General features: G+C 64.0%; 14 protein-coding genes. 3 read left to right on the top strand and 11 right to left on the bottom strand.

Annotation, left to right across the window (positions count from 1 at the left end):
* Window positions 1-3 precede the first annotated feature (3 nt).
* Complete coding sequence (gene prpB / locus B9Z03_RS03350) at window positions 4-918, top strand: methylisocitrate lyase (RefSeq protein ID WP_085462877.1); 915 nt, start codon at window positions 4-6, stop codon at window positions 916-918.
* 249 nt (window positions 919-1,167) lie between these two features.
* On the opposite strand, the gene B9Z03_RS03345 is transcribed toward prpB, so the two are convergent.
* The 7 genes from B9Z03_RS03345 to B9Z03_RS03315 form a co-directional block, all read right to left on the bottom strand.
* Window positions 1,168-2,124, bottom strand: coding sequence for a FecR family protein (locus tag B9Z03_RS03345; protein WP_085467480.1), 957 nt, complete (start codon window positions 2,122-2,124; stop codon window positions 1,168-1,170).
* 122 nt (window positions 2,125-2,246) lie between these two features.
* Window positions 2,247-2,828: an RNA polymerase sigma factor gene (locus B9Z03_RS03340; RefSeq protein ID WP_085462876.1), complete on the bottom strand. Its 582-nt coding sequence runs from the start codon at window positions 2,826-2,828 to the stop codon at window positions 2,247-2,249.
* Window positions 2,829-3,133: 305 nt separating this feature from the next.
* Complete coding sequence (locus B9Z03_RS03335; protein WP_085462875.1) at window positions 3,134-3,994, bottom strand: ABC transporter ATP-binding protein; 861 nt, start codon at window positions 3,992-3,994, stop codon at window positions 3,134-3,136.
* Window positions 3,981-4,970: a FecCD family ABC transporter permease gene (locus tag B9Z03_RS03330; protein WP_085467479.1), complete on the bottom strand. Its 990-nt coding sequence runs from the start codon at window positions 4,968-4,970 to the stop codon at window positions 3,981-3,983. Before B9Z03_RS03330 ends, B9Z03_RS03335 begins: the two co-directional genes overlap by 14 nt.
* 8 nt (window positions 4,971-4,978) lie before the next feature.
* Complete coding sequence (locus tag B9Z03_RS03325; RefSeq protein ID WP_432417022.1) at window positions 4,979-5,983, bottom strand: FecCD family ABC transporter permease; 1,005 nt, start codon at window positions 5,981-5,983, stop codon at window positions 4,979-4,981.
* A 38-nt stretch (window positions 5,984-6,021) separates the two neighbouring features.
* Window positions 6,022-6,951, bottom strand: coding sequence for an iron-siderophore ABC transporter substrate-binding protein (locus tag B9Z03_RS03320; protein WP_085462873.1), 930 nt, complete (start codon window positions 6,949-6,951; stop codon window positions 6,022-6,024).
* A gap of 53 nt (window positions 6,952-7,004) precedes the next feature.
* A complete protein-coding gene (locus B9Z03_RS03315; RefSeq protein WP_244561647.1) occupies window positions 7,005-9,440 on the bottom strand; it encodes a TonB-dependent receptor in 2,436 nt (811 codons plus the stop codon).
* 555 nt (window positions 9,441-9,995) lie between these two features.
* Between B9Z03_RS03315 and B9Z03_RS03310 the strand changes: the two genes are divergently transcribed.
* A complete protein-coding gene (locus B9Z03_RS03310) occupies window positions 9,996-11,267 on the top strand; it encodes a tyrosine-type recombinase/integrase (protein WP_085462872.1) in 1,272 nt (423 codons plus the stop codon).
* 171 nt (window positions 11,268-11,438) lie between these two features.
* Entirely contained in the window at window positions 11,439-12,293 is an 855-nt protein-coding gene (locus B9Z03_RS03305; RefSeq protein ID WP_085462871.1) for a GIY-YIG nuclease family protein, read from the top strand.
* Window positions 12,294-12,347: 54 nt separating this feature from the next.
* On the opposite strand, the gene B9Z03_RS03300 is transcribed toward B9Z03_RS03305, so the two are convergent.
* The 4 genes from B9Z03_RS03300 to B9Z03_RS03285 form a co-directional block, all read right to left on the bottom strand.
* A complete protein-coding gene (locus B9Z03_RS03300; protein WP_085462870.1) occupies window positions 12,348-12,704 on the bottom strand; it encodes a helix-turn-helix domain-containing protein in 357 nt (118 codons plus the stop codon).
* 19 nt (window positions 12,705-12,723) lie between these two features.
* Window positions 12,724-13,065 (bottom strand): type II toxin-antitoxin system RelE/ParE family toxin, encoded by a 342-nt coding sequence (locus B9Z03_RS03295; RefSeq protein ID WP_244561646.1) that lies wholly within the window; start codon window positions 13,063-13,065, stop codon window positions 12,724-12,726.
* A gap of 62 nt (window positions 13,066-13,127) precedes the next feature.
* Window positions 13,128-13,637, bottom strand: coding sequence for a hypothetical protein (locus tag B9Z03_RS03290; RefSeq protein ID WP_085462869.1), 510 nt, complete (start codon window positions 13,635-13,637; stop codon window positions 13,128-13,130).
* Window positions 13,634-16,282 (bottom strand): AAA family ATPase, encoded by a 2,649-nt coding sequence (locus tag B9Z03_RS03285; RefSeq protein WP_085462868.1) that lies wholly within the window; start codon window positions 16,280-16,282, stop codon window positions 13,634-13,636. Before B9Z03_RS03285 ends, B9Z03_RS03290 begins: the two co-directional genes overlap by 4 nt.
* Window positions 16,283-16,503 lie beyond the last annotated feature (221 nt).

Here is a 16,503-nt window from a genome sequence, read left to right as displayed (position 1 = left end):
CCCATGCCGTATCTCGTCTCGTCCGACCTTCCGGAGCAGCCCGCCGGAGAACGCTTCCGCGCCCTGCTCGCTCGGGAGGATATTCTGCAGTTGCCCGGCGCTCACAGCGGGATGGCGGCGTTGCAGGCGAGAGCGGCGGGGTTTGAGGGTCTCTATCTGTCGGGGGCGGCGATGACGGCCTCGATGGGGATTCCGGACCTCGGCATCATCACGGTCGACGAGGTATCGTTCTTCATCCGGCAGATCGCCCGCGCGTCCGGGCTGCCCCTGCTCGTCGACGGCGACACGGGCTATGGCGAGGCCCTGAACGTCATGCACATGGTGCGCGCCTTCGAGGAGGCGGGCGCTGGAGCCGTCCATATCGAGGACCAGCTCCTGCCCAAGAAATGCGGCCATCTGAACGACAAGAAGCTCGCCGATGCGCGAGACATGGCGGCTAAGGTCGCCGCCGCGGCGAAGGCGCGACGCCATCTCTATCTCATCGCGCGCACCGATGCGGCGGCCAGCGAGGGCATTGACGGCGCAGTTGAGCGGGCTCGGCTCTATGTCGAGGCCGGCGCGGATGCGATCTTCCCCGAAGCACTGACGACCGCCGAGATGTTCCGCGAATTCGCCCGCCGGATGCCCGGCGTACCGCTGCTGGCCAACATGACCGAGTTCGGCAGGACGCCGTTCTTCACGGCACGCGAGTTCCGGGAGATGGGGTACCGGATGGTGATCTGGCCGGTCTCGTCGCTGCGCGTCGCCAACAAGGCGCAGGAGAAGCTCTACGCGACACTGAGGCATAACGGGTCGACAGAGGCCATGCTTACCGAGATGCAGACCCGGGCGGAACTCTACGACACCATTGGCCTCGGCGAATACGAAGCTCTCGACGCTTCGATCGTGGCAACGATACTGCCGGACGGCGCTCGCTGAGCGCTGCTCCCCGGTTTGACGACCGGCTCGCCTGCAACGGGTCGTTCCCGGCAAGCCACCGGCTCGGGCGACCGGCGAAGTGAGGCTCGCGGGGGGGCCAGTATCGCGTGGAGATCATCGTCACGGCGGCGGTTGGTGACGGTGCGAACCGGCAGGATTGACGCGGGCGGGTCATTAGGGCGACGCGTCGCTCAAATTGGTGACTGCCTGGGTTGCGATTGCAGATTTCCTCCCGCCTCGCCGGGGCGGTCAGTCGCGGATCACGATGACCGGGCCTAGCCGGGTGGTTTGGACGCCAAGCGCATGTTCAAGGAAAGCGAGGGCGGCGTCGGTGTCGGAGACTGTCATGGTGCCGCTGACGCGGCGTCGGGCGAGCTCGCTGCCGGCGATCACGATCCGGCCGGAGAAATGGCGGCTCATCTCCTCGACGACGTAGGAGAGCGGGGCATTGTCGACGACGAGCTGTCCGCGTCGCCATGCGAGGGCAAGCATGCCGTCAGCAGGGCCGACCGTGCGCGCGCGGCTGGTGTGGTCGTAGCCGGCCTGCTCGCCTTCCTGCAGACGCAAGGCGTCATCTGCGTGGTCAGCGAACTCGACCAGCACGGCGTTATGCGTGACCGTCACGTCCGTCTCATTGCTTCCCAGGCGGACGTCGAACGCGGTGCCGAGGGCGGTGACGCGGACGTCTCCGGCCTCGACTGTGAAAGGACGGTCGGGATCGCGCGCCACCTCGAAGAAGGCCTGGCCGCGCAACAATCGCACCGTCCTGCGGGTGGCGTCGAAATCGTGGGCAATGGCGGAAGATGCGTTGAGCTGCACGCTCGAACCGTCCTCCAGTGCGACCACCGGCATCTCGCCGGTGCCGGAGATCCTGTCGGCCTGAAGACGCATCGGGCCGTCGAACAGCAGAAAGAGCGTGCCGGCGGCGAACAGCGCGAGGAGCGAGCCGAGGATCGGCTTGGCAGCGCTGCGAGGCTTGATCCGGAGATCACGCAGGGCCGGATCGGATTCGATCGCCATGCGCGCCTCGCCCATCAGGCGCCTGGCAGCCTCGTAGGCGCGGATGTTTTCGGGGTCACGGTCGAGCCATTGCTGGAACTCCGCTTCGTCGGCGCTGCTTCGCCCGGCCTCGCCGTTGCGAAAGATCCAGTCCGCGGCCTCGAGGTTGCGCCGTCGCTGCGTGGTCGTCAGTCGCTTGTGCGGCATGCGGACTTCCGAATCCTTCTTCTCACTCATCTAACGAATGAGCCGGCAGGTTTGGGACTCCCGTGAGCGATTTTTGCCCCGTGACGAGATCCCGCCCGGGGCCGCTGGCGGAATTCAGCGATTCAGTGCGACCAGGACTGGGTGGCCAGCTCCATTTCCGTCCGCATGAGCCGGTCGAGGCAGTGGGCGAAGGCGCGACGCAGATGGCGATCGACCATGTTGCGCGAAATCCTGAGCTTTGCCGCGATGTCATCCTGCGAGAGCTGGTGCAGCCTGTGGAGGATGAAGACGGCACGGCGCCTTTCCGGAAGCTCGGCGATCGCATCGCGGAGAACGGCGATGCGAGCCTCGATTTCGAGGGCACGGTCCGGCGAGGCGTTTTCCACCGGCACGGCATAGGCCTCGTCCTCCGTGCCGGAGAAGAGGCGTGCCTCAAAACGCTCCCTGCGGAAACGGTCGATGCCCAGATTGACGGCGGCCTGGCACAGATAGGATTTGAGCGAACGCTTGTCGCGCAGGACTTCGGGTCTGGCGGAGAGCTTCAGATAGAGGTCGTGAACGATGTCCAGCGTCGCGGAGCCGGAATGACCGCTGCGACGGGCGGCGGCGGCGATGTCGTCGTAATAGGCCTCGATGGCGCGGTTGAGCAGCTCGTTGCCGTCAAGGTCGCCAAGGCTGGAAACGGTGCCAGACAGATTCGGCATTGTTATGCTTTCGTCCTGGAACGTCCACGACGGACAGTCCGGCTTCCAGTGGCTGCGGACACGCGCGCGGTATTCCGCCGTCCTGCGTTCCTTTCGCTTCCGATCCGCCGGCGCACGCCGCTGACAAGCAGCCACGCAGGGTGACGAAATGTGCTTATCGAAGAGAGAAAAGGCCTGCAATAGCAGTATCTTAGAAGTGCGCCAGGCTCACGGTCGCGGCAATTCTCGAAAACACGACAGTTAAAGTCATGTTTTCATATGACGAATCCGTGCTGCTGGCCGACGGCGCCCTTGCAAGGTCGTCGTCACGACCGGCTCGTTTCCGTCCCTTCGTGGCCGATCTGCAACAGTGGAGGGCCGTCCGCCGGGGAGCGGGCGGCGGGGATGCACATTGGTGTTCCTGCGACGGGGTCTGTGATGATGGTGACGGCGAGGCCGAAGACCTGGCTGACGGTTTCGGCGGTCATCACCTCGCTTGGACGTCCGGAGGAGGCGATCTTGCCGCCCTTGAGCATGACCATGCGGGTGGCGTAACGGGCGGCTTGGTTGAGGTCGTGCAGCACGGCGACGACGGTCTTGCCGCGGGCAGCGACCAGATCGGCGATCAAGTGCATCAGCTCGATCTGGTGGGCGAGGTCAAGGAACGTGGTGGGCTCGTCGAGGAGCATTATGCCGGTCTCCTGTGCCAGCGTCATGGCGATCCAGGCCCGCTGGCGCTGGCCGCCGGACAGGTTTTCGAGCGGGCGGGCGGCAAGGTCGTCGATGCCGGTCAGCGCGAGTGCCTCGGCGCAGGCCCTGTCGTCGGCTTCGGACCATCGGCCGAACAGGGAACGGTGCGGATAGCGGCCCTGCCGCACGAGATCGAGGACGGTCAGGCCCTCCGGTGCTGCCGGCCCCTGCGCCAGCACGCCGACGCGCCGCGCGATCTTCTTGGCGGAGAGGTCCGAGAGGTTGCGGCCGTCGAGCCGGATCGTGCCGGCCTTCGGGACGAGCTGGCCGGCGAGCGCGCGCAGGATGGTGGACTTGCCGCTACCGTTCGGTCCGACCAGCGCGGTGAAGGCGCCCGGAGCGACGGCAAGGTCCAGACCTTCGACGATCAGCGAGCGGCCATAGGCGATCGCGACGCCCTCGGCGGCCAGGCCCTGGTCTGCATCAGTTCGCAACATGGCGTCGGCCCCATAGAAGATATCCGAAGAAGGGGGCGCCGATCAGCGCTGTAACGATGCCTGCCGGAAGCTGCACCGGAGCGATGACCGTGCGGCCGGCGAGATCGGCAGCCATGACCAGGATCGCGCCGATCAGCGCCGAGACGGGGATCAGCCGCGCATGGGCGGGACCGACGAGGCGGCGGGCCATATGCGGCGCGACCAGCCCGATAAAGCCGATCAGGCCGGCGGCGGCGACGGCGGCGCCCGACAGAAGCGTGCAGAGCACGATCATCAGCGCGCGGATGGAATCGACACGCTGGCCGAGGCTGCGCGCGGCCTGGTCGCCGAAGCGGATCAGGTCGAGCTCGCGGCTGGACATCCAGGTGAGCGCCAGTGGCGCGACGAGCCAGAGGGCGAGGCCCTGCACGGCGGGCCAGTCGGCGTGATAGACGCTGCCGGCGAGCCAGATCATGGCGCGCTGCACGTCGCCGATCTCGCCGAAGGCGGTGAGGAAGGTGGTGGCGGCGCCGGTGAGGGCGGAGAGGCCGATGCCGATCAGGATAATGCGCAGCGACGAGGTGCCGCCGTTGCGCCACGACAGCAGGTAGATCGCCGCCGCCATCGCAGCCGCGCCGACGAAGCCCGCCCAGGGCAGGAGATGGACGGGCGCATTGTCGAGCGCCACGATGAGGATCGTCGCGGCGAGTGCGGCTCCTGCGTTGACGCCAAGGACGCCGGGCTCGGCGAGAGGGTTGCGCATCACCGCCTGCGCGATGGCCCCCGCGACTGCAAGTGCTGCGCCGACCAGCAGGGCAAGCAGCACGCGCGGCAGGCGCAGGTCGAGGACGATCATCTCCATCTGCGGGTTCGTGCCGGCGGGCCGGGTGAGAGCGGAGACCAGATCGCCGAAGGAGACGGCCTGGTCGCCATAGGCGAGGCTTGCCAGGACCAGAACCGGAACGAGGACAATCAGGACCGAGACAATCGGAATCATTGGGCGGATCATCGGGTCTCACCCGCGCGGCGCGCCAGCCAGATGAAGAAGGGCGCGCCGACCAGCGCCATGGTCACGCCGACCGGAAAGCTCTGGCTGGCGAAGAGGGTCCGGCCGAGCGTGTCGGCCAGGACGACCAGCAAAGCGCCGCCAGCGGCGCTGAACGGGATGATCCAGCGATAGTCGACGCCGACCGTCATCCGCGCGATATGCGGGACGACCAGGCCGACGAAGCCGATGGGACCGGCGAGCGACACTGCCCCGCCGGCGAGCAGGATGACGATGACCACGGCGAGCCCGCGCCACCAGAGCGGGTTCTGGCCGACCGACCGGGCGACGTCCGTTCCGAGGCTAAGGGTCATCAAGTGCCGGCGGAACATGAGCGCCAAGGTGAGGCCGGCGAGGATGTAGGGCGCGACGGCTGCGACCTGCGCCGCGGTGCGGCCGGTGAGCGAGCCGGCGGTCCACAGTCGCACGGCATCGAGGGTGGTCTGGTCGAAGATGAGCATGGCGGTGGTGAGCGAGGTCAGGAACGTCGCGAGCACCACGCCGGCGAGCACGAGCTTGAGTGGGGTCGCGCCCGCAGTCCCTGCCGATGCGAGCGCATAGACGACGACCGCCGCCGTCGCCGCACCGCCGAAGGCAAACCAGACATGGGCGCTGCTCGACGCCACGCCGAGGATCGACATGGCGATGACCACTGCGAAGGCGGCACCCGCATTGACGCCGAGCAGGCCGGGCGAGGCGAGCGGATTGTTGGTCACGGCCTGCATGATTGCCCCGGCGACACCGAGGGCCGCCCCCGCCAGCAGTCCCGCCAGCACGCGCGGCAGGCGCAAGGTCGTCACCACCAGATGCTCGCGCGACCCGTCGAACGCAAAGATCGCCGCCAGCACGTCCGACATTGCGATGGACGTTGTGCCGAGCGTCACCGACCAGATCGCCACGAGCGCCATCACCAGGCACAACGCCGCAAGCGCAGAAAACCGCGCCGCATCGGCAATCGAGGCGATACGGCTTGCCGTGCCGGCTCCTGCTCGCGTTCGCGTGCTCACGGTGCCGTCAGGATGTAGCGCTCTATGTCGTCGAGAACACGATGCGCGGAGGCGATGCCGTGAAAGCTCTGCCAGGTTGCGCGGTCGACACGATGGGCGCGGCCGGCCTGCACGGCGGGCAGAAGCTGCCACAGGGGATTCCCGCTGACTTCCTTTTCGAGCGCATCGTCCGGTCCGTTTTCGAAGCCGCTTGCGGAAACGTAGAGCAGAATGTCGCCGTCGAGATTGGCAAGCTCCTCCCAGTCCGGCCGCTTGACGATCGTGCCGTCGGTCACCGTCTCGTAGGCCGTGCGCTTGACGCCGGCCTCATGCAGCACCGCATAGGGCGCATAGGCGGCGGGACCGTCGACAAAGACGACGAACCGGCCAGGCGCGAAGCGGACGGCCGAAACCGTAACGTCCTTCATCCGTGCACGGATCGAGGAGACGCGCTTTTCGTAAGCGGCGAGCGCTTCGTTCGCCACGTCTTCGCGGCCGGTGATTTCGGAGAGAAGCCTGAGATATTTCTTCCAGTCCATGTGGTTAAAGAAGATGGTCGGCGCGATCTTCGACGCCTTGTCGTAGATCTGCGCATGCGCCTCCGTGCTGCCGATGATGAGATCCGGCTTCAGCGCGGCAATCCGCTCCAGGCTCGGCTCCTTGGGGTTGCCGAGGTCGACCATCTTCGACCGCTTGACGAAGTCGAGCACCTCGCTGTCCTGGATGGCCATGTAGGGCGTGGCGACGACCGGAACCTCGAGTTCCATCAGGATGCCGAGCGTCAGCAGCGGATCGAGCGTGACGATCTTGCGCACTCCGGCAGGAACGCAGAACGGCGCATTGTAGACGCCTTCGGTGATCTCCTTCCCCTCGCAGGCGGCCTGGACGGGAGCCGCGGCAAACAGGAAGAGTAGAAGGGCAAGGCTCAGACGCCGGACAGAAACCATTTCAGATCAACACCTGAAAGAGGCGCGGGGTATTCGCCCCGCGCCTGTGATCGTCAGAATTTCGCACGGACGTTCAGGCCGAACGATCGCCGGGGCCCGGCCTGGCCGAAGGGCAGGGCGGCATCGGGATCGACGATGGTGAAGTATTTCTCATCGGTGAGATTTTCCGCGAAGGCCGTGAGTTCCCAGTTGTCCTTCTTGAAGCCGGCCTGGGCATTCACGATGAAGCGAGAGTCGATCTTGTACATGCCGTTCGTGCCGAAACGGGAATTGTAGTCGGCCGTGTATTTGGCGTCGCCGCCGATGAAGAGGCCGTTCTCGAACTCGTAGCGGCCGCCGAAGCCGAAGGTCCATTCCGGCGCCTCCGGGAAGGACTGTCCGGACTGATCGCCCAGGTCGGCGTGGTCGAACTCGAGGAACCTGGTGTTCAGATAGCCGATCGAAGCGAATGCCGAGAACTGATCGGTGACCTGCCAGGTCGGCTCGATTTCGAAGCCCCAGGCTTGCGAGGATGCGGCATTCTCCGTCCGTCGATAGCCCGGAATATGCGAGAACGGGCGGATCTCGATCTGCTGGTCTTCATACTTGGTGTAGAAGAGATTGGCATTGAGCGTGAGCCGATCGTTCAGAAGCCTTCCCTTGTAGGACAGCTCGTAGCTCTGCGAATATTCCGGATCGTAAGTGACGAGCTTGAAATCCGACGGGTCCTGGCGGTCGACATAGGAGCCGCCCGAGCGGAAGCCTTGCGTATAGGTGAGGGCGACCGTGTGATTGTCGCCGAATTCCTTCGAGATCCCGACCTTCGGAACGAAGTTCAGCTCCTCGAAGGAGGCGGGGTCCCCTGTCATGACCGGATCCATCCCGTAGAACACGAGCGAGTTGAGCTCGGTATTCGTCTCGTCCAGATAATCCAGCCGCCCTCCCAGGGTGACGAACCAGCTGGGGACGAATTCGTAGGTCGCCTCGCCGAACACGGCCAGGTTCGATGTCTTGCGGTTCTGGTAGTCGTCCAGCTGGACGAGCCCGTAGAAGGGAACGTCCGCGATGAAGCGCGAGGCGCCGTCGAAGACCTGATGGCTGCCGAAGACGCCGGCCACCCATTTCCAGCGGTCACCCTCGTAGTTCAGCCGCAACTCCTGGGTGAAGATCGAGTCGTCATCCGTACCCCAGATCCCGGTGACCAGGCCGGGCGTGTCCGCGTCGACGGAACTGCGTGTGTTGATGCCATAGGAGAAACCGGTCTGCGAGGTGAAGCGCAGCGCGTCGGAGAAATCATGGGTGACCTCGAGGCCGAGATTGTGCACCTCGGTGGTCCGGAATTCCGTGTAGGTATCGGGGTTGTTGTTGAAGTCGCCGCGCCCGGTGTAGAGGCCGACCAGCCGGTCGTTCGGACGATCCTTCGAATAGTTGTAGGTCAGCAGCGCCCGCGTGTCCGGCATCTCGGTGGGGGTGAGGAGCAGCTTGGCGCGGATATTGCCGCTGATGTCCGTGGTCAGGTCGTCGTAGTTGGAATAGTGCTCGAAGTTCGAATAGTCGACATCCGACCGGGAGCGCTCGAACGCACCGGAAATGCGCAGCGCGACCTGGTCCTCGACGACTGGTGTATTGACGACGAAGCCGGTGCCGACCAGATCGTTGTTGCCGACCGTGCCCGACACTTCGACTTCCCTGTCGAAGGTCGGATCCTTCGACTTCACATAGATCGCGCCGACCATGGCAGCGCGGCCGGACAGCGTCGATTGCGGGCCGCGATAGACTTCGACCTGTTCGGTGTCCCACAGGCCCCTTGCACCGAAGCGCGAATTGTAGCGGGTCTGGAGAATGCCGTCGATGTAGAGGGACCCGGCCGGCCCGCCGGAGGGAACGAAGCCTTCGGAGCTCATGCCGCGGATGACGAAGCCGGAATTGACCGTCGCGCTGGGCTGCACGTTCGCAAGGCGGCGAAAGGCTTCCCGCGTATTCCCGATCTGGCCTTCTTCGATTTCCTCGGCGGTGACAACACCAACGCTGGCGGTTGTCGCATCAAGCGTCGTGGCATTCTTCGCGCCATAGATGACGAGGCGTTCAAGCATCGTGGCTCCATCGTCGCCCGTGGCATAGCCGGCGTCGGTGGAAGCGGTGTTGAGGCCGAGCACGACCTGGTTGCCGCCGGCAAAGCGCGCACTCAGCCCAGTGCCGGCCAGGACGGCGTCGAGAGCCTGGGCAGGCGTGAGATTGCCGCTGACGCCGCGCGTGGTCTTGTCGCGGGCGAGATCCGCATCGAACAGGATCTGTAGGCCCGACTGCGCCGCAAGCCGGTTGAGAGCCTGGGTGAGCGGGCCGGCGGGAACGGAAACGGATTGCCGCGCGGTCTGCGCGGAAGGCGCGGTTTGGGCCGCGGCCGGAAGCGTCCAGCCGAACGCCAGGATGGTGCCGGCCAGGAAGGCGAGACGTCGCCGGCCGGCCGCTCTCGCCTGGTTTGTCGTCGTCAGTCTCTGTCCAGATACCACCACAGCCCCCAATCCGGCGGCGTTCAAGGCGCCGCTGTCGATCACGTCCAACGGATTCCTGCCCGTTCACCGATGTGACGATCACGGATCTCTGTTTGGGACTGTGGTCTGAAAAAAAACTTGTAAGTTGAGGTCAGGTTTTTGGCGCTGAGGCCACTTGCTCGGCATCTCTTAAGAGACGACGGCCAACTTCGTTCGCGCTGCAATCGAGCACATTCCATCATGTGCCGTAGACATTAGGCCGTGTCAGATCCGCAAGCTCGCGGCCGACCTGAAAACGCGAAAGCCGCGGAAGGACCGCGGCTTTTCCGTGAGGTTACTTGGAGCGGGCGAAGGGATTCGAACCCTCGACCCCAACCTTGGCAAGATTAGGAAAACTATACGCCACGATATCCAGAAACGCGAAAACGCGCTGTAAATCATATAGTTGCCGTGACCACCATTCGCCAGCATACGCTACGATAGGCCGGAAATTTCGCTTGCGCTGCTTACATATTGCTTACACGGGTGCTATGATCAAGCCGTGTAAGCAGAGCGATCGAGTGAGGAAGCGAAATGGCCAAGCTGACGAAAAAGGCCGTGGACGCGCTGGAGGCGCCGGCCGAAGGGCAGGCGTTCTTGTGGGACGGGGAGCTGAAAGGCTTCGGCGTCCGCGTTACCAAGGCCGGGGTCAAGACCTTTATCATCCAGTACCGCAACGCCGAGGGCAAAAGCCGCCGCATCAATATCGGCCGGTACGGCGTGATGACCGTCGAGAACGCCCGCGACGAAGCCAAGATCAAGCTCGGCGCGGTCGCCGCTGGCGAAGACCCCGCTGACACCGATGACAATCCCCACCAGCAGGCCACGGTTGCCGAGTTGTGCGACTGGTATCTGACGGAGGCCGAGGCCGGCCGCATTCTCGGCCGCCGCAACCGGCCGATCAAGAAGTCAACTCTCGCCATGGATAAGAGCCGTATCGAAACGCACATCAAGCCGCTTCTGGGTAATCGTCTTGCTCATACCCTGAAGGTCGCCGACATCGAGGGGATGCAGTCCGATATCGTGGCCGGGAAGACGGCAAAGCCGAGAGGCAAGGGCCGCGGCGGCGTCACTACCGGCGGGCCTGGCGTTGCGTCTCGCGCTGTCGGAACCCTCCAGAGCATCCTTGGACATGCCGCTCGCCTCGACAAGCTCGAAAGCCATCCGAGCCGGGGGGCACGTAAGCTGGCTGGCAACAGGAAAAAGCGGCGCCTGAGCGTGGCCGAGATCAAGAAGCTGGGAGCGGCGATGCGGCAAGCGGAACGTGATGGCGAAAGCCCGGTGGCGCTTGCCATCGTCCGCTTCCTGGCCCTCACGGGCTTCCGCATTTCCGAGGGACAGGGCCTGCAACGGCCTTGGCTCTTTGCCGACGCGGGCTATGTAGCCTTCCCCGATACCAAGGGTGATGCGCAGATCCGCGCGATCGGCCCTTCCGCCGCAAAGATCGCCGCTAGCCAGCCGGTTCGAGGCAAAAGCCCCTATGTCTTCCCATCCGATATCACCGACGGGCATTTCACGGCCGCCAAAGCCTGCCTCTTCAGGCTCTGCGCCAGCGTGGGGATCAAGGGCGTCACGCCGCACACGCTGCGCCATACCTTCGGCAGCGTCGCCGGCGATCTCGGGTTTTCCGAGCTGACGATCAGGGCACTGCTTGGCCATGCCGCTCAAAGCGTGACCCAGGGGTATGTCCATATCGACGAGGCCCTGAAGCTCGCCGTCACCCGCACCTGCGAGGAGATCGCCGCCCTGCTGGACGCAGAGGACAAAGCGGTGTTTCCCGAGCAGGAAGAAAGGCAAGCAACGTAATGGCGGACGGCAAGGAAGCAATTGTTACCGGCGACGGTATCCGCCGGCCCCGCAAGGCTGGCACACTTTTCAGTTGTTGCAGTTGCGGTCAGATTATCAGGAGGATTGCTGCCAAATAAATGACCACGAAAAGTAGATGCAGGATTCACAAATCAGATCAGGCGGGCGGGCATGACGCTTTTCATGACAAAGGTCTGGGGCTGGAGCGTTCCGGTTGGCCCCTTGCAATTCAGCACGAAAGGCTGGCGCGAGAACGCTCTTGATCAGTTGAAAGCCGGCGATCAGATCGTGCTCGTCGGCACGATGGGCGACCAGACGCAAGACGATATGAAGGGACGGCTGCTCGGTGTCATGGAGCCGACAGATGAACCGGTCATGTCGCTCGACTTTGTCGAGCCGCGCGGTTCGTCAGACTTCGTTGACGGGAAATACAAATGGCCCTTCGGCCTGATGAACAGGCGAGCCTGGTCGCTGCCGGATCAGCCGTTGCTGTCCGGAATTTCCGAGCGGAAATTCAGTATGGATTCCGCGCAAGGGATTGTGCCGCTCACCCCTGAAGAGGAACAGCGGGTGCGTACGCTGCGATGGCAGGAAGAAAAGCTGCTGCAGCTGACGGCCCACGCGCAAGAGCGCATTGCGAAGAAGCACGGCAACGCCAAGCGCACGGCGCCTCCGCCTACCACCAGGCGTACCGGCGTCATGCATATGCGCCGCGCGCCCGCCTACACCTACGCCATGCGGATCAGAAGCGCGGATCGATTGGCTCTCAAAATCGGCTGGGCTTTTGACTTCCGTCAGCGCGCAAATCAGTTCAACCATTCCTCCATGCCCGATCTGGGCGGCCTGAAATATGAGCCGGTCTGGTATCACCTCTGGGACACGGCGCGGCTTGCCTATCACATGGAACAGCGTCTGCTCCTGCATTTCGCAGACCACCGGCATCCGGCAAACAACGAGATTATAACCGGCGTCAAAGAAGACGAACTTGGCCGCGCGTGGCAAAACGGCGTCTTGCGCAAACTATAGGATCGCAGCAAACGGCCGGATCGATTGCGCCGGGGGACAATCGCAATACCGGCCCTACCAAGCGGCAGTGCTTCCGGCCTTTTCATCGGCGGCCTGCCCGAGGTTGGAAAGACGCACCTGTCCTGCCGGAAATTCGGCGATGAGTTGCAGGTGGCCGCCGAGCGCTTCGATGGTCTCGCGCAGCGTGCTGATCTTCATATCGGAGCGCTGCTCAAGCTGCGCCACCGCGCCCTGCGACTTGCCGAGCAGCGCCGCCAGCTCCTGCTGTGACACTTTGAGGGCCTTGCGCAGTTCGGCGATCTCCGCCTCTTGGATTTCGGCCAGCACGGCGGCGGTGCGCTCCTCGGCCCTGAGGCGCTTTTCGGCGCTCCAGCCTTTGGTCGGTTCCTTGAATGGCGTGTGTCCTGTCATTTTATCAGGCCCTCATTTCTCAGCTCTTCGAGATGGGTGTCGTCCAGCCTGTAGGCGAGCGGGACGAAGGTTTCATAGAAGCGGTCGTCCCGGTCTTGTCGCCGCCGATCAGTAGGATCGCCGACCGGCGCGGGTCGAAAGCGTAGAACACGCGCAGCGGTTTCCCGCTGCTCTGGATGCGCAGCTCGCGCATATGGTCGTGCCGTGAGCCCTCGATCCCCGAAGAGTGCGGGAAGGGAAGTGAGGGGCCGCGCGCCTGCAGCAATCCGACGACGGCGGTCGTGTCGTCCTGCTGGCCTTCGTTCAGCCCGTTCCACCATTCTCCGAACTCGTCGGTATATTCGACGTTCCAGCAGATCAAATTATAATACTACCCTAATAATATAATATCAACCTAATATTGTCAAGGAATGCGTGCGCCGCTCACGGAGCGGCGCCATGCGCGCCATAGAGTTCGAGCGCCTCCATCAAGGCAGCGTTGGCCGTTGTGAAATTGCCTAGCTGGCCCTTCAACTCGTAGGCCCATTTCATGCCGTGCAGGTAATTGTTGCGGTAGCGGAACACGATAATCAGCACGGCGGCCGCGATGTCGGAAGGCGCATCGGACTCGCCTCTCAGCACGCGCTCCACAAGCTCCTTCTTGTCGCCGTTGCGGAAATGCAGATGGCCGAAATGATAGGTGAACCCGCCGTTCCCGACATAGCGGTTCTGAAAATATGCGAGCGCCTGCGCGAAACTGTCTTTGGCAAGCCCGCCCTGGTTTGCCCAGTGTGCGGAGAGATCGGCAATGGCCTTCGCGTTGCCGTTGGTCTTGAGCGCGCCCGACTCGAACAGACTCCAGAGCAGTGAGAACTGCATGATCGCCTCGCGCTCTTCGGCCGAAAGATTGGCGAAGCCCGGCGCATGATTGTGGAGCCATTCGATCGCGTTCATTGCAGGTACTCGATCTTGGCCTGACGCGCTTTGATGTCCTCGACCCATTCCTTAAGCGCGGTGATCTCCTGCTGGACGGCGTCGGGTTTCGGCAGCGGGGAATTGAGGGCGTCCGCCGAGCTGTGCAGCAGCACCGAACACCGGCCATAGGCCTTTCTCATTGCCGCGCAGTCTTCGATTGTGAGGGCGGTCAGCTTGGCCAGCCCCCTGGTTTCGACCTTGTTGGAAAGGCGCTTGAGCACCGGCCCGACTGCTTCCTCGACCGCGCGCTCCCAGGTCGATCGCAGCCGCTTCTGAAGCGCATCGACGGCCCTTTCCCAGCCGTCATGGTCGCCCCTCTCATACAGGATTTTCTGGTTATCGAGCTGCTTCTGCATGCCCTCGATGACCTTTTCGATCGGCTGGGCGCGGGCCGGCGGATCGGGCTGGACAAATCCTGCATGGTCGTCCGTTCGCGTGACGGAACGGAACGCGATATGCGTGCCTTTCTCGCGGCACTCCTGATCCAGCAGGAACAGGAACGCGATGTCGTGCGTCAGCACGATGATCTGCCGGTGTTCGCCCTCGGCCGCCAGCCTCTTGGCGACGGCCTCGCGGTGCATGTGGTCGAGCGAGGAAACGGGATCATCGAACACGATGGCCGACCGGCTCTCGGTCGTCGCCAGCTCTGCCATGAACGCGGCGAGCGCAACGCAGCGGTGTTCGCCCTCGCTGAGGACTTCGCCGACTTTGGCATCGGGTTTCCGGATCAGGCTGACGCGGAAATGCGGAACGCCGTAGCTCGATTTCTCCTTACGCAGCTCAATGGCAAGGCCGGCAACGCCAAGCTTGTCGATCTCGCGGGCGAACTCAGCCCGCAGCGTGTTGGTCACGAGCTGTTCGGCGATCTCGCCGCTCTTGGTCGTGATCTTGTTGGTTGCCGTGTCCTTCGCGCGGGCCTTGAGCGTCGCGATCTTCTTGCGGCGGCCGATCTCGGCGATCACGTCTTCCTGCACCGCGGCCAGCCATTCGCGGTCTGACAGTGCGTGAAGCTCGGCCGTCAGTCTGGCGCGCTCGCCGGATTCGTCTTCCGCCCGCAGGGCGGATATCCGCTCCGAGAGCGCAGTGTCATGGGCGGCGACCGCCTCGCCTGGCCATGCCGCAACAGGGGGGAGCGGTGCCGTTTCGTCTTCCGCATGATAACGCAGGATTGCCCGCAGCCTCCATTTGGCGCTCACAAACGCCCGCCTTACGGCGGCGGCCAGATCGCCATCATCCAGTTCGTCGCAGACAAAGGCCGCCGCGGCGGCAACGTCGCGGGCAGCGATGTCTGCGCCGGCGAAGCCGCTCAGGCACTCATCGTAGGCAGCCTGCGCCAGCTCTTCCTTGCGCCTGGTCTCGTCCTTCACGAATTTCTCGAACCGCGTCATGCGGTCCGCAGCCTCGGCGTCCAGCTCCTGCTGGCAGAGGACGCATCGCGATCCGTCCGAAGTCACCGGAAAGGTAAGCTCGGGATAGGCCTTCTGGGTCGAGTAATCGCGAGCGGCCTCCCAAAGGGCGCGCCACACTTCCGATCCCGCGTCCGGTAGCGGCTCGTCTGCGAACAGGTCGCCCGCCGCGGCGATCGCCGCGCGGCGTGCCGCTTGATAGTCGGCGTAAAGGCCGGACAGGCGTTCGGCCTCTTCATCGGTAATGGCGCCTTCAAGTTTCGCAAAGGCCCTACCGGCTTCGGCGAGCTTGTCGCGCTGCCCCTCGATCCTGCGCGCGACCTTCAGCGGGTCGTTGCCAAGGTCGGCTTTCAGCGTTTCGAGTCGTGCTTTTTCTTTGTCGTTCAGCGTTGCGAGATCGCGAACGTCCTGCTCCTTCGTGTTCCCGTTCAGCCCCTCAATCAGCCTGGCCGTGGCCGTTCCCTCATGCGTCCTGGGCTGCTTGACCGCTTCCGGCGTTTGCTGTTCGACCGCCGCGATATCGGCGCTTATCCGCTTCTTGACCTCCTGACAGGCCTCCGCAAGCCGCTCAAGAACGCGCATGGGAAAGGGCGTGTAGGCGACATCGTTGACCTCGTCGACATGCACGTTCGCGGTGCGGCTATCGAAGACGCTGACCGAAGAAAGCAGCGGGTCTGCCGGATTGTCGCCTGACCAGGTCTCGCTCTTGTTCTGGTCGTTGGCGACGAAGTCGATCACGGCCTTCGGTGTGCCGGGTTTGGCCGTATAGATGTTCGGCAGGATGCGGTCGCCCTTCGGCGGCGTGCGCGCGCGGCATACTTTCTTCAGGATGCGGGCATAACCGGACTTGCCCGAGCCGTTGTCGCCGTAGACCACGGTGAGGCCGGCCTTGTCGAAGCTCAGCCGCTCGCCGGCCTTCAGGGCGTTGACATGCTCGACATCGTGGATGTCGCGCAGTGTTACCGCTACGGTCGCGGCCTGCGGATCGGGGATGTGCACGGCCGCCAGCGGAACGGCGCCTTCACCCCCGCTTTTGTAGAGCGCCGTCAGCTCCTTGTAGTCGGCCTCCTCCAGCGCGTTCTTGGTGCAAAGGCGGCGAAGGGCGTCACGCTGCCATTTTGGGCACTCGACCGACCACGCGAGGATATCGGCAAGGGCTTCCGCCTCGCTGCTGGTTTCCTCGCCCTCCTCCTGTGCCTGCTTTGCCGCTTCGGCCATTTCCTCTTCTCGCTCTCGAAAATGATGTGTTCGCGCGGCGCAAAACGGCGGCCTTCGGGCGCCTTGACGCGCTTTCGCAATGGGGGAATCGACGCCGTCAAAGAAGGGCAGAACCCGTGCGCAATATAATATGGAGCTAATAATACGCGATCCGCCGTGAGAATCAACGTCGTATGTTCCGTGCGGATGATACCCGCGTAAGCCTGCAAATCAGCGGTCCG

This window comes from Mesorhizobium australicum (genome assembly GCF_900177325.1).
In the GTDB taxonomy this organism is placed as follows: Bacteria; Pseudomonadota; Alphaproteobacteria; order Rhizobiales; family Rhizobiaceae; genus Mesorhizobium_A; species Mesorhizobium_A australicum_A.
The sequence above is the reverse complement of the archived record's forward strand: the minus strand, read 5'-3'. Positions and strand labels throughout refer to the sequence as shown.

Excerpts from the sequence above, each read along its gene's own strand:
- B9Z03_RS03335 (WP_085462875.1), bottom strand. The coding sequence starts at position 3,994 with ATGTTGCGAACTGATGCAGACCAGGGCCTGGCCGCCGAGGGCGTCGCG.
- B9Z03_RS03340 (WP_085462876.1), bottom strand. The coding sequence starts at position 2,828 with ATGCCGAATCTGTCTGGCACCGTTTCCAGCCTTGGCGACCTTGACGGC.
- prpB (WP_085462877.1), top strand. The coding sequence starts at position 4 with ATGCCGTATCTCGTCTCGTCCGACCTTCCGGAGCAGCCCGCCGGAGAA.
- B9Z03_RS03285 (WP_085462868.1), bottom strand. The coding sequence starts at position 16,282 with ATGGCCGAAGCGGCAAAGCAGGCACAGGAGGAGGGCGAGGAAACCAGC.
- B9Z03_RS03345 (WP_085467480.1), bottom strand. The coding sequence starts at position 2,124 with ATGCCGCACAAGCGACTGACGACCACGCAGCGACGGCGCAACCTCGAG.
- B9Z03_RS03330 (WP_085467479.1), bottom strand. The coding sequence starts at position 4,970 with ATGATTCCGATTGTCTCGGTCCTGATTGTCCTCGTTCCGGTTCTGGTC.
- B9Z03_RS03290 (WP_085462869.1), bottom strand. The coding sequence starts at position 13,637 with ATGAACGCGATCGAATGGCTCCACAATCATGCGCCGGGCTTCGCCAAT.
- B9Z03_RS03320 (WP_085462873.1), bottom strand. The coding sequence starts at position 6,951 with ATGGTTTCTGTCCGGCGTCTGAGCCTTGCCCTTCTACTCTTCCTGTTT.
- B9Z03_RS03305 (WP_085462871.1), top strand. The coding sequence starts at position 11,439 with ATGACGCTTTTCATGACAAAGGTCTGGGGCTGGAGCGTTCCGGTTGGC.
- B9Z03_RS03300 (WP_085462870.1), bottom strand. The coding sequence starts at position 12,704 with ATGACAGGACACACGCCATTCAAGGAACCGACCAAAGGCTGGAGCGCC.
- B9Z03_RS03310 (WP_085462872.1), top strand. The coding sequence starts at position 9,996 with ATGGCCAAGCTGACGAAAAAGGCCGTGGACGCGCTGGAGGCGCCGGCC.